The sequence below is a fragment of the Cellulomonas humilata genome, from assembly GCF_030814415.1.
In the GTDB taxonomy this organism is placed as follows: domain Bacteria; phylum Actinomycetota; class Actinomycetes; order Actinomycetales; family Cellulomonadaceae; genus Cellulomonas; species Cellulomonas humilata_A.
In genome coordinates, this window is sequence record NZ_JAUSVB010000002.1 from 674,928 (window position 1) to 687,259 (window position 12,332).

At 71.8% G+C, this 12,332-nt stretch carries 13 protein-coding genes; 5 read left to right on the forward strand and 8 right to left on the reverse strand.

What is annotated here, in order from left to right:
* The first annotated feature begins 15 nt into the window (after positions 1 to 15).
* A complete protein-coding gene (locus tag J2X26_RS09095) occupies positions 16 to 915 on the forward strand; it encodes an alpha/beta fold hydrolase (protein WP_307491607.1) in 900 nt (299 codons plus the stop codon).
* 4 nt (positions 916 to 919) lie between these two features.
* Here J2X26_RS09095 and J2X26_RS09100 read toward each other — a convergent pair whose 3' ends face one another.
* Both J2X26_RS09100 and J2X26_RS09105 read right to left on the reverse strand, forming a co-directional pair.
* On the reverse strand, positions 920 to 2,326 hold the full coding sequence (locus tag J2X26_RS09100; protein ID WP_307491609.1) for a serine hydrolase domain-containing protein: 1,407 nt from the start codon (positions 2,324 to 2,326) through the stop codon (positions 920 to 922).
* Complete coding sequence (locus J2X26_RS09105; protein WP_307491610.1) at positions 2,323 to 3,084, reverse strand: class I SAM-dependent methyltransferase; 762 nt, start codon at positions 3,082 to 3,084, stop codon at positions 2,323 to 2,325. The genes J2X26_RS09100 and J2X26_RS09105 overlap by 4 nt, the downstream gene beginning before the upstream one ends.
* A 31-nt stretch (positions 3,085 to 3,115) precedes the next feature.
* On the opposite strand from J2X26_RS09105, the gene J2X26_RS09110 reads away from it, so the two are divergent.
* Together J2X26_RS09110 and J2X26_RS09115 are read left to right on the forward strand one after the other, a co-directional pair.
* Positions 3,116 to 3,559 carry a hypothetical protein gene (locus J2X26_RS09110; protein WP_307491612.1) on the forward strand — a complete coding sequence of 148 codons (444 nt, stop codon included), beginning with the start codon at positions 3,116 to 3,118 and terminating at the stop codon, positions 3,557 to 3,559.
* 21 nt (positions 3,560 to 3,580) lie between these two features.
* Positions 3,581 to 3,931: a hypothetical protein gene (locus J2X26_RS09115; RefSeq protein ID WP_307491614.1), complete on the forward strand. Its 351-nt coding sequence runs from the start codon at positions 3,581 to 3,583 to the stop codon at positions 3,929 to 3,931.
* Here the strand turns inward: J2X26_RS09115 and J2X26_RS09120 are convergent.
* A complete protein-coding gene (locus J2X26_RS09120; RefSeq protein ID WP_307491616.1) occupies positions 3,928 to 4,311 on the reverse strand; it encodes a VOC family protein in 384 nt (127 codons plus the stop codon). The two genes, J2X26_RS09115 and J2X26_RS09120, sit on opposite strands and share 4 nt — an antisense overlap.
* 49 nt (positions 4,312 to 4,360) lie before the next feature.
* A complete protein-coding gene (locus J2X26_RS09125) occupies positions 4,361 to 5,293 on the reverse strand; it encodes an ANTAR domain-containing protein (RefSeq protein WP_307491618.1) in 933 nt (310 codons plus the stop codon).
* 282 nt (positions 5,294 to 5,575) lie between these two features.
* Here J2X26_RS09125 and J2X26_RS09130 point away from each other — a divergent pair, with 282 nt between their 5' ends.
* Positions 5,576 to 7,249 (forward strand): cation:proton antiporter family protein, encoded by a 1,674-nt coding sequence (locus J2X26_RS09130; RefSeq protein WP_307491620.1) that lies wholly within the window; start codon positions 5,576 to 5,578, stop codon positions 7,247 to 7,249.
* A 3-nt stretch (positions 7,250 to 7,252) separates the two neighbouring features.
* On the opposite strand, the gene J2X26_RS09135 is transcribed toward J2X26_RS09130, so the two are convergent.
* A complete protein-coding gene (locus tag J2X26_RS09135; protein ID WP_307491622.1) occupies positions 7,253 to 7,483 on the reverse strand; it encodes a helix-turn-helix domain-containing protein in 231 nt (76 codons plus the stop codon).
* 303 nt (positions 7,484 to 7,786) lie between these two features.
* On the opposite strand from J2X26_RS09135, the gene J2X26_RS09140 reads away from it, so the two are divergent.
* A complete protein-coding gene (locus tag J2X26_RS09140) occupies positions 7,787 to 9,379 on the forward strand; it encodes a M28 family metallopeptidase (RefSeq protein WP_307491624.1) in 1,593 nt (530 codons plus the stop codon).
* A gap of 297 nt (positions 9,380 to 9,676) precedes the next feature.
* On the opposite strand, the gene J2X26_RS09145 is transcribed toward J2X26_RS09140, so the two are convergent.
* The 3 genes from J2X26_RS09145 to J2X26_RS09155 are packed head-to-tail and all read right to left on the reverse strand — an operon-like array spanning position 9,677 to position 12,078.
* Entirely contained in the window at positions 9,677 to 10,282 is a 606-nt protein-coding gene (locus tag J2X26_RS09145; RefSeq protein WP_307491626.1) for a TetR/AcrR family transcriptional regulator, read from the reverse strand.
* 48 nt (positions 10,283 to 10,330) lie between these two features.
* Complete coding sequence (locus J2X26_RS09150; RefSeq protein WP_307491627.1) at positions 10,331 to 11,074, reverse strand: hypothetical protein; 744 nt, start codon at positions 11,072 to 11,074, stop codon at positions 10,331 to 10,333.
* A gap of 47 nt (positions 11,075 to 11,121) precedes the next feature.
* Positions 11,122 to 12,078, reverse strand: coding sequence for an ABC transporter ATP-binding protein (locus tag J2X26_RS09155; RefSeq protein WP_307491629.1), 957 nt, complete (start codon positions 12,076 to 12,078; stop codon positions 11,122 to 11,124).
* Between the last annotated feature and the right edge of the window lie 254 nt (positions 12,079 to 12,332).

Consider the following 12,332-nt stretch of genomic DNA (forward strand, 5'->3'; position numbering starts at 1 on the left):
AATGAGGAGCCACCGATGACCACCTGGACCCCCACGCAGCGCGCCCGCAACGGCGACGTCGAGATCGCCTACGACCGCCTCGCCGGCTCCGACGGGATGCCCCTGCTGTTGGTCATGGGGCTGGCGACCTCGCGGTTCTGGTGGCCGACGGGTCTGTGCGAAGAGTTCACCCGCGAGGGCTTCGCCGTGGCGCGCTACGACCAGCGCGACGCGGGTGAGTCCACCCGGCTGCCCGACGTCGCGGGGTCGAACCCGTTCCGGGCGCTGTTCGCGAAGAAGGGCGACGCGTACACCGCCGAGGACATGGTCGACGACGCCGTTGCGGTGCTCGACGAGCTGGGCTGGGCGCGGGCGCACGTCTTCGGCCACTCCATGGGCGGTGTCGTCGCCCAGCGCCTCGCGCTGCGCCACCCCGACCGCGTGCTCAGCGTGGTGTCGTCGGCGGCCCTGCCCAGCGACGTCTCGGGCCTCCGGGTCGCCCGCTACCTGCGCGTCGGCCTGCTCGCCAGGCTCGCCCGCACCACGTTCCCCGACGGCCGCGACGGCGACATCGAGGCCAGCCTCGCGGTCGCGCGCGGGGTGGCGTCGCCCGCGTACCCGTTCGACGAGACGGCGGCCCGGGAGTGGATCGAGCGCGCGGTCGACACGGGCCCGCGGGACACCAAGGCGCAGAGCCGCCAGATCGGTGCACAGTGGCACGGTCCGAAGCTGCGGGACCTGCACCGGCCGACGCTCGTGCTGCACGGTGAGGCGGACCCGATCCTGCGGGTCGCCGCCGGCCGGGCCACGGCCGACGCCGTCGACGGAGCACGGCTGGTCACGCTTCCCGGGGTCGGGCACGACCTGCCCGCCGCGCTGTGGCCGACTGTCGCCCGCGAGGTCGGCGACCTGGCGAGGCAGGCGGCTGCGGTCTGAGCGGTCAGGCGCCGAGGCCCCGGAGCAGGGCCGCCGCGTCCTCGTTCCCGGGGTCGAGGTCGACGGCCCGCTGCAGGAGCTCGGCTGCCGGGCCGGTGTCGCCGTCCACCAGGTGCGCCCAGCCAGTCATCGCCCACGCCCGCGACGAGCCCGGACGGACCGTCGTCCACAGGCCCAGGAGCGGTCGGACCAGGTCCGGACGGTGCAGCTCGATCGCGCCCCAGACGCCGTCGACGAAGCGGTCGTCGTCGACGTCGACCAGCGCCGGGACGGTGGTCGTCAGCCGGTGGTACGCGTCGACGGCAGCGTCGGCCCCGGACTCGACGAGCGCCCTGCCCAGCGGCACGGTGATCGGGGGCAGGAGCGCGTCGAGACGAAGGTCGTCGGCCGTGTGCAGCGGCAGGTCGAGGGCCAGATCGAGCGCAGCCCGCACGACGGCGCCGGTCGGGGCGGTGTTGGAGTTGGCCAGCGCCACGACGCCCGTCCGGCGCTCGGGGACGAGCACGAGACGTGAGGTGAACCCGGGATCGGCACCGGCGTGGCCGACCGTCCGCTCGCCGCGGTGGCTGCCCAGGAACCAGCCGAGCCCCACGGACTCGTCCCAGGGCGGGTCGCCGACCTCAGCCTCCGGCTGCCACCTCCGCGCGGCCGTGCCGGCGTCGTCCAGGGTGGCGATCATCCAGCGGGACAGCTCGGCGACGCTGGAGTGCAGGGTCGAGCTCGGGGCGTGCCGACGCGTGTAGGGATAGGAGTCGCCCGGCACGATGAGCGGCGCGCCGACGTGCGGTGATGCGGCGAGATCGGGTGCGACGTCGCCACGCAGGAACGTGCTGCGGTCCATGCCCGCCGGGTGGAGGACGAGGGTCGTCATCGCTTCCTCGAACGTCGTCCCACGGACGGTCGCGAGCACGTGCCCGAGCACCTCGTACCCGAGGTTGCAGTAGGCGAACCGGGTGCCCGGCGTCGTGGACAGGCGCGCGCTCGACAGGCCCCTGACCAGCTCCGCGAGCGCGTCGTCGCCCAGCAGTGGGTCGTGCCACCCGTAGTCCGTGACGTCCGGGATGCCGCTCGTGTGGGTGAGCAGGTGGCGGAGCGTGACCTCGGCCTGACGACCGTCGGCCAGGGTCAGGTCGGGCAACCACCGGACCACCGGGGCGTCCAGGTCCAGCGCCGGCGTCAGCCCGACGACCGCAGCCGCGACGAACGTCTTCGACACCGACGCCAGGTGGAACAGGGTCTCGGGCGTGACCGGGGCGCCGGTGCGGACGTCGCGCGTCCCGAACCCTCGAGCCAGCGCAACCTCGCCGTCCTGCACCACGGCGACCGCCAGCCCTGCGAGCCCGTGCGTCCGCACCACCTGGTCGACCAGCGGCCACAGCGACGTCTCCGCCCGACGCTCGAGCGAGGTCATACGACCGACCCCCGCGAACACCACGCCACGGCGGGGATCTCGAACGGCGCGGCCGGCAGCCGTTCCGCGCAGCGCGCCCGCAGGGCGTCCCGCTCGGCGTCCCCGAGCGACGCGACGTAGGCGCCGGCGGGCCCGACGCCGAGGGTGAAGGTGGCCCACCACTCGTCGACGGTCTCGTACCGCGCACCGACCGCCTCGCTCCAGGACACGACGTCCTGCAGCCCCGCCTCCCTGAACAGCTCGGCGAGGTGCCCCTCCCGCGTCCCCGGCAGGGCGGCCTCGCCGGGAGCGCTCGGGTCGAGGTCGTGCGCCGCACGCCAGAACGCGTCAAGAGGTCCGCCGTTGCCGGCGTGGTCCCACACGTTCGCCGCGACCACGCCGCCCGGCCGGGTCACGCGGGCCATCTCCGTCAGCCCGGCGACCGGGTCGGTCAGGAAGTGGACGACGAGCTGGGCCACCGTCAGGTCGACGGAGTCGTCGGGCAGCGGCAGCGACTCGGCGACGCCTGCCAGCACCCGCAGGCCGGGGAACCGGGCTCGTGCGGCCGCGACGAACGGCTCGGAGGGGTCGACGGCGGTGACGGCATCGACGCCCAGGCGTGCGACGAGCTGGGCGGTCAGGGCTCCGGGTCCGCAGCCGACGTCGAGCGCGCGTGCGCCGGCAGGGATCTCCAGCGCCGCGGCGAACCGTGCGGCGAGCGGCTCGGAGAACCGGCCCATGAACCGGAAGTACACGTCCGGGGAGACGTCGAAACCCATCCACCGACGGTAGCGCCGTAGTCTCCGGGCCATGAGCACCCTTCACGAGGTCGGCGAACGCGACGGTTGGCGATGCTGGCTGTGCGACGAGCCGGTCGACCCGGACGCGTCCGTCAACGCCGACCGCGGCCCGAGCATCGACGGCGGCGCCACGCCCAAGGGCAAGAAGCCGGCTCCGGGTTCCGAGCGCCTCGCGCACCGCGCCTGCAACACCAAGAAGGGAGCGGTGAAGCCTGTCGTCGCCTGGTCGCCGGACCTCTTCGTCGTCGACCCTGCCCCGATCGTCGCGAGCGTCGAGCGGCTGACCCGCAAGGGCGGCCGCGAGGTGGTCGGTCGCTGCCCGACGCGCGCGGACGGCGAGGCGGCCGCGGTCTGGTTGGTCGACCGCCTCTCCCGGTTCGCGCCCGACCTGCGCGTGGCGGCCGAGGTCGAGCCGGGCGGTGGGCAGTTCCTGCTCGTGCTGCGCACCCGGTGACGGCGGGGGCAGGATCGACCCATGGCGGAGTACGAGCTGAACGCGGAGGCCGTGCGGCACCTGCGTGAGCTCATCGACGCGCGTCAGTACGTCCTGGACAGCGACTGGGGCGAGACGCAGCCCGACGCCACGGCCCAGAACGACTACCTCGAGAAGCACACGTGGGAGCAGTACGCCGCCTGGCACCTCGGGCTCACCGTGGGAGCGACCGACGGGACGAAGGCGCGGTACGCGTTCGTCGCCGGCGACTTCCGCCGGGTGCACCGCACGGCCCTGATCGCGTGCGTCTACCGTGCGTCCGAGTGGCGGCACAAGGACGTCGAGCTCGCGGCGCACGACCTCCTGCAGCAGCTGGACCGGGTGAGCAGCTAGTCCTGGTCGAGGCAGAGGCAGAACGGGTGCCCGACCGGGTCGAGCATCACGCGCACGTTCTCCCGGAACTGGGACGTCGACAGGGTCGCACCCAGCGCGACCGCGTCCTCGACGGCGGAGTCGAGGTCACCCACCTGGAAGTCGAGGTGCATCATCGGCCGCTGCTCGCCGTCGACCGGCGGCCACACCGGAGGTCGGTAGCCGTCAGCCTGCTGGAAGACGAAGAACGTCGACCCGCCCGGCGCCGCCATGACCGCCGTGCCCGGCTCCTCGTGGACGACCGGCCAGCCGAGCAGCTGCGAGTAGAACGCCGCCAGCGCCGACGGGTCCGGCGCCTCGATGGCCGGTCCCCACCACATGCCCTGCACCCGTGATCGCATCGGGCCAGTCTGGCGACGACGCCGGTCGGGCGCGACCCCTGCCCGGTGGTCAGCTCCGGGAGGCGATCGACGACCCGTGTGCGGCCGTGGATGCCGCGGAGTCGCCCAGTCCGCCGCCGACGATCGTCAGCGTGATGCCGTGCGCGGTGCTGCGGCGCAGGGCCGCCGTGAGCACGTCGACGGCGGCCGGTCCGATCCGCCCCAGCCCCCGAACGTCCACGGTGACCCGCCGGACGTCCGCTGCGCCGAGCATCGCCATGGAGATCGCGTCAGCCAGCTCGTCCCGGTTCGACAGGTCGACCGCACCCGCGACGCGCAGGATCGACTCGTCGGCGGTGCGCTCGGCGTGCAGGTCGAGGTGCCGGCGCCGCCCGCACGGCGCCTGCGCGTCCGGCTCGGGTGCCGCGCACAGGGCCTCGTCGAGCAGCTCTCGCGAGATCGACTCCAGACCGACGGCCGCGGTCCGCACCACCCGGCCGGCGAGCTCACGCAGCCGGGTGTTGTGCCGCTGCGAGCTCTGCTTGAGGATGCCGAAGGCCGCGTCCTCGTCGACACCGTAGGTGAGCATGAGGATGCCCTTGGCCTGGTCGATCGCCGCGTGCGACTCCAGGGCGAGCGTCAGCTCCGCGTTCACGCGCTCAGCCAGGAACGCGTCGTGGGCAGCGGTGACGTCGACGAGGAACCCGGTCAGGTCACCGTCCCCGTCGCCGGCGACCGCCATCACGACGCGGTGGGCGGTCCCCGACATGTCCACGAGGCAGTAGATCGCCGCGCGGGGGTCGAGCTCCTCGATGCACCCGTCGAGAGCCTCGCCGACGACCGCCCGGTCGTCGCGCTGGACATGGGTGAGCAGGAGCTCGCGGGTGGGCACGACGTCGCCCGGCTGCATGCCGTGGATGAGGAACATGTGGTCGGACCACCACCACCGATCGGTGGCTGCCCCGAACCGGAAGCGCCCCACGTGCGTGCTGGTCGCCGTCATCGCAACCCCCAGAGGTGGCGCCGCGAGGAGCCCTGCGCACGAGGCTCGTTCCTGAACCTCCAGGACGCCCGTCGCGTCGCCGTCGACGGTCGCCTTCTAGGCTATGCCTTCGGCCGCCCGGCGTTCACGGAACGGTGGAGGAGGATGAGGGCGTGCTCCGGATCGGGGGAAGTGGCGTGACCGCAGGTCGCGCAGAACGTGGTCAGGTCCGCTCAGTCTCGCTAGGCAGGTCGGTGGACCAGGCAAGATAGGGCACCTCACCTCCGCGGCGAGAGGAACCCCATGGCGGCAGCGGCCCTCTACCTCGGCGCCGCACTGCTCGGCGGTCTCCTCGCGGTGCTCCTGCGCCTCCCGCCCCTCGTCGGCTTCCTCGCCGCCGGCTTCGCTCTCGGCGCCGTCGGGGCTCCGGAGCTGCCCTACCTCGAGCCGATCGCGAACTTCGGGGTCGTCCTGCTGCTCTTCGCGATCGGGTTGAAGCTCGACGTCCGGACCCTGCTGCGTCGCGAGATCTGGCTCACCACGGTGGTGCACCTGGGGATCAGCGTCGCGATCGGGCTCGGGTTCCTCGGCCTGCTCGCCGTGATCGGGTTCGGCTTCGTCGCCGGCGAGTCGTTCGGCGCGCTCGCGCTCGTCGGGTTCGCCCTGTCGTTCTCCTCGACCGTGTTCGTCGTCAAGGTGCTCGACGACCGCTCCGACACCACCTCGCTGTACGGGCGCATCGCCGTCGGCGTGCTCGTCATGCAGGACGTCGCCGCCGTCATCTTCCTGTCGCTGTCCAGCGGGGAGCCGCCGAGCCCCTGGGCGCTGCTGCTCGTCCTGCTGGTCCCCGGCCGGAAGATCCTGCACCGGATCTGGGACCGCGTCGGGCACGGCGAGCTGCAGGCGCTGTTCGGGGTGAGCGTCGCCGTGGTGCTCGGGTACGGGCTGTTCGAGCTGGTGGGCATCGCGGGTGACGTCGGCGCCCTCGTCGTCGGGGTGCTGCTGGCGTCGCACCCGCAGGCGGGCGAGCTGTCCCGGTCGCTGATGACGTTCAAGGACCTCATGCTGGTCGCGTTCTTCGTGCAGATCGGCCTGCACGGCACGCCCCACATGCTCGAGATCGGCCTCGCCCTCCTCCTGCTCCTGCTGCTGCCGCTCCAGGTCGCGGCCTACTCGGTCGTGCTCTGGACGATGCGCCTGCGCCGGCGCACGGCGTTCCTCGCCGGCCTGGTCCTGTCGAACTACTCCGAGTTCGGGATCATCGTCGTCGCCGTCGGCGCGAGCACCGGCCTGCTCGACGACGAGTGGGTCGTCGTGGTCTCGCTGGCCGTCGCGTTCAGCTTCGGCTTGTCCGCGATCGTCAACCGCCGAGGGGTCGAGCTCGCCTCGCGGCTGTCGCGCCTGCTCCCGGCGCGCGACAGCGAGCGCCTGCACCCCGACGACCGGCTCGTGGACGTCGGCGACGCCGACGCACTCGTCCTCGGTCTCGGCCGCGTCGGCTCCGCCACGTACGTGCGGCTGCGTGACGAGTACGGGCTGTCCGTCGTCGGCGTCGAGCACGACCAGACCCGCGTCCTCGCGCTCGAGGACGAGGGCTACGACGTCGTGCGCGCCGACGCGACCGACCTGGAGTTCTGGAACCGCGTGCAGCGCGCCGGCCGGGTCAGGATGGCGGTCCTCGCGATGCCGTTCCACAACGCCAACCTCATCGCCCTGGCCAGGCTCCAGGCCGCTGGCTTCACGGGCAAGGTCGCCGCCGTCGCCCGGTACGACGACGACGTCGCCGAGCTGGAGCGCCACGGCGCGGACGCCGTGTTCCACCTCTACGGTTCGGCGGGTTTCGCGCTCGCGGACCACGCGGCGGAGGTCCTGCTGCAGGGTCGGGGCGGTACGCACCCCGGACCTCACCCTCCGGCCCGACCGGGCGACGAGCGGGACATCCTCGATCCGCTCGATCGTCGCGCGGAGTCCGCGTAGGGGTCAGATCCCGTGCGCCCGCGCCCAGGCGACAGCCTCGGCACGCGTGGACACGCCGATCTTGCGGTAGGCACTGCGCAGCTGGGACTTCACCGTGTTGCGGGTGACCCACAGACGGGCGGCGATGTCCTCGAGAGTGATGTCCTCCCCGAGCTCGCCCATGACGACGCGTTCCCGCTGGGTCAGGGCGCTCACGCCGACGGTGGGCGTCGGGATGGTGTGCTGGCTGGTCACGGTGTTCCTCCTGCGGTGCGACATTGGTCCGCTCAGGAGGCCGTCTCGTCCGACGGGGGAGCCTGACGTCGGCCTCACCCTCTCTATCGGCACGCGAACGGGTGAATATGACCGTGGAGGCCGATCGATCTTCCGACGAGTGCTATCGGTCCTCGGCGCCGGCGAACCGAGGGCCCTGGGGCCGGTCGAGTGCGCTGGGCAAGCGTGCACTCCGCGATGTCTGGGGGGTGCCGGGCGCGTACTTCGTCCGTAGGCTCCGACAAATCGGGCGCCACCCTGACGCCCCGATCGAAGGGACCAACGATGTTCCCAGCACAGCAGTCACGACGTGGGTGGACAGTCGTAGCCACCGCGAGCCTCGCCACCGCGGCCCTGCTCGTGCCCGCCGGAGCCGCCACCGCGGCGCCCGCGGCCACCGCGTGCAACAACCGGACCAACAACACCTACGACAAGCTCCTCGGCTGCATCACCGTCGACGGCGTCCTCGAGCACGAGCAGGCCCTCCAGGACATCGCGGACGCCAACGGAGGCAACCGCGCCGCAGGCACGACCGGCTACACCGGGAGCGTGGACTACGTGGTCCAGCGGCTCCAGGCCGCAGGCTGGACCGTCGAGCTCGACCCGTTCGACTTCACGTTCGTGCCCCCGCCGCAGCTCGAGCAGCTGACCCCCACCGCGGCGACCTACAGCACAGGCGTCTTCACCGGCACCGGCTACGGCGAGGTGAGCGGCAACGTCATCCCGGTCGACATCCTTCTCACCCCGCCGCGCGAACCGGTCACCAGCGGGTGCGAGGCGGCCGACTTCGCCGGCCTGGACTTCAGCGGCACGGCAGACATCGCGCTGATCCAGCGCGGGACCTGCGAGTTCGGTGTCAAGGCGATCAACGCCCAGACGGCGGGCGCCGAGGCCGTCATCATCTTCAACCAGGGCAACACCCCGCTGCGCGAGGGCCTGATCACCGGGACGCTCTTCGGCATCAACCAGCAGCCGCTGAGCATCCCCGTCGTGGGCGCGAGCTTCGCGGACGGCGCCGCACTGGCCGCTGCCGGTTCGACCGCGCGGATCCAGGTCGACCCGCCGGAGTCACGGCCGCAGGTGAACGTCATCGCCGAGCTGCCCGGCCGGAACGCCGCCAACGTCGTCATGGCGGGCGCTCACCTCGACTCGGTCCAGGCCGGCCCCGGCATCAACGACAACGGCAGCGGCTCGTCCGCTCTGCTGGAGATCGCCGAGCAGATCGCCAAGCTCAAGCCCGAGAACACGCTGCGCTTCGCGTGGTGGGGGGCCGAGGAGAGCGGTCTGCTGGGGTCGCGCGCCTACGTCGCAGGACTGGACCAGGCGGGCCTCGACGAGATCGCGCTCTACCTGAACTTCGACATGGTCGCGTCGCCGAACTACATCTTCATGGTGTACGACGGCGACGAGTCGGGCTTCCCGGCGCCTGTCGTCGTTCCTGAGGGCTCCATCCAGATCGAGGACTTCTTCGAGTCGTACTACACGAAGATGGGGATCCCCTACGACGACGCTCAGTTCAGCGGACGCAGCGACTATCAGGCGTTCATCCAGAACGGGATCCCTGCCGGAGGCCTGTTCACCGGCGCCGAGGTCCCGAAGACGCCGGAGCAGCAGGCGATCTGGGGTGGGACGGCCGGCGAGCAGTACGACCAGTGCTATCACCTCGCGTGCGACACGATCGACAACCTCGCGCTCGACGCGCTCGACGTCAACGCCGATGCGATCGCTGCAGCCGTTCTCACCTACGCGTACTCCACCGAGACGGTGAACGGCGTCGTCGGCAAGCGGGTACCGGGGAACTTCCAGCTCCCGGCACCGGCCGGTCCGCAGGGGACCGTCGGCAGTGGTGGAGGCCACGAGCACCCCGGCGTGGAGTGACGACCCCCCTCGACGAGGTCGACCGACGTCGTGTCCGACGGCGGCGGCACGACAGCCGAGGCGGCATGCACTGCCCGAGGGGTCCGGAACATCAGGTTCCGGGCCCCTCGGGGCGTCGGCCGGCCGGCGGGGCGTGTCACGATCGAGGTGCGTGCACGAGGGGGTGAACGCAGCTCAGTGCGGATGGTCGAGGATGCCGTCGAGGGACCGCGCGCGGGCGAGCATCCGGCGCGCTCGGGTGCGAGCGCCGTGTCCTGATCAGGCGCAAGCCTTGCCGAGCGACAGCTCGATGTCAGCTCACGGCGCCAGTCCGCGCACGACGAGATCGACGGCGCTGCCGATCAGCGCCGGGTCGGGCCTCCCGCCGTCTGCATCCGCGGCCGACGGCTCGAGAGACAGAGCGAAGAGCAGGCTGAGCAGCGTTCGCGCGACGAGCTGGGGGTCGGCGTCCGCCCTGAGCCGTCCCAGCCGTTGCTCGCTTCGGAGGTACTCAGCGAGCCGTTCGGGTGGGCCGCCGGTCGCCAGGCTGACCGCGTCCAGGCGTGCGGCCGTGCGTCCGGTGGCAAGTTCGGGATCGGTCAGGATGGCGAGCTCCAGGGGCAAGATGTCCTCGCGCAGCTGGGCGAGCCGGATCAGGGCTGTCGTGAGGTTCTCGGCCAGAGTGTTCGTGCCGGCAAGGTCAGGCAGGTCGGCAAACTGCGTGAGCATCTCGTTGTGGGGACCCAACGCGGCCGCGAAGAACATCGTCGTCTTGTCGGGAAAGTGCCGGTAGATCGTCCCCTCGGTCACGTCGGCGGCGCGCGCGATGGCGCGTGTGGTGGCTCGGCTGTACCCCACGTCGCGCACCACGTCTCGCGTCGCCGCCAACAAGCGATCGCGGGTCGCCCGGCCACGCTCGTTCATCTCCAGGTCGCCTCTCCGTGATGGGTTGTCGCCGGCCGCTGCCTCTGGCTAGTCCGTGATGTCGCGGCGCCATCCCACCACGAACGCGAGCGCCAGCCCGACAGCGGAGTATGCGAGCGCGACGGTGGCGGCCTGCGCGTAGTCGAGCACGTCATCGCCCCCCGAGGCGAGCGCGGAGAGCGCCGTGCCGGGGAGCCATGGAACGTTCCCGTCCGAGGCCGCCACCACCACCGACTCGATCACCAGTACCCAGCCGACGCCGATCGAGATGGCCAGCGCCGACGAGCGCAGGAGGAGCGCCAGCACCAGCCCGATGACGCCCCACACGAGGGCGGCGGCGAAGGCATTTCCCCACGCCTCGCCCAGGAGCTTCGCGGTGAGGTCCGCACGCCAGAGGGTGCTGTCGATACCCGCGGCGTCGGCTGCGAGCGGCGCGACGCCGACGTTCACCATCAACGCGACCGTAGTGGCCACGGCGGTGCCAGCCACGAGTGCAGCGAGCTTTCCCAGCAGCAACTTCCAGCGGTGGGGTTGAGCGGCCACCAGCAGGCGAATGAGACCGCTCGAGTAGTCCGTTGCGGTCACGAGCGCCCAGAGCGACAGCGTCACGACCCCGAACATGCTCGCGGCCGCCGACAGGCCGGCCACGAGCCCGTCGGAGCTCTGGAGGGTGGCGGCATCGGGGAAGGTCACGCCCGGCCCTGCCGCCGGACCGTCGCTGCCGGCCATGGAGAACATCACGGTGTTGATCAACACGGCGAACAGCGCGACGAGGCCGAACCAGCCGGTCAACAGACGAGGTCGGAGCAGCCGCACGAGCTCGCTGCGAGTGGCGGCGATCATCGGACGACCTTGGTGCGCTCCTGGCCGGCAGCGCGGTCCTGTGCCAGCTCGCCGTCCGTCTGCCCGGTCAGCTCCAGGAAGACGTGCTCGAGCGAGTCGTGAACCACCTGCACCCGGCCGAGGGTGAACCCCGCCGCCATGGCAGTGCGATTGATCTCGGCGGCGCTGTCGCGTCCCGCCCGCACGCGCACCCCGTCGGGCATGAGCTCGGTCACCCATCCGGCCACGGCCAGCACGCGGGCGAGTGTGTCGTTGTCGTCGTGGTGCTCCGCTTCAACATCGACGAAGGTCTCGGTGCGCGCCATGAGCTCACCGATCGGCCCGGAGAACACCAGCTCGCCGAAGCGGACGATGATGAGCCAGTCGCATGCGGCCTCGATCTCGGCCATCAGGTGCGACGAGACGATCACCGTGCGACCCGACTGCCCGAGGCGGACCAGCAGCGCGCGGATCTCGACGATCCCCGCGGGATCGAGACCGTTCGTCGGCTCGTCCAGGATCAGCAGCTCAGGATCGGGCAGCAGCGCCGCGGCGATCCCCAGTCGCTGCTTCATTCCCAGCGAGAACCGACGCACCGGCTCACGCTCGCGACCCGAGAGCCCGACCGCTGTGATGACTTCAGCGACGCGGGACCTCGGCAGACCGCGCAAGCGGGCGAGCGAGAGCAGGTTGGCGTGCGCCGACAGACCCGGGACGAACGCCGGGCTCTCCACCAGCGCGCCCACCCGCTCCGCGTACTGCGCCGGGTGGCGGATCGAGGACCCGAGCACGTCCGCGTCACCTTCGGTCGGGCGCACCAGTCCGAGCAGCATCCGGATCAGCGTCGACTTGCCGGACCCGTTCGGGCCCAGCAGACCCACGACCCCGCCCAGAGGGACGTCGACGGTGAGGCGGCCGACCGCACGACGTGGTCCGAAGGTGCGGGTGAGCTCGTGCGTCGCGACGGCATGCATGGATCCTCCTGTAAGTGAACGCTTACTCACATACTCGGGGACCGTCGGCGACTTGGCAACCATCCCGGCGGCTGCTGGGACTGACGGGCGTCTGAGCGTTCGGGATCCCGCACACGACGAGAGTTGGCGGGCAGTGGTCGCACGCTCTCCCGGGGCGGCGTGCACGGCTCAAGCGCCGAGCCAGGGCGATCGCAGACGAGGAAGCGCGCGTAGTCGAGCCGGGGCGCACACAGGTCGCTCCTGGCTGGATTCTG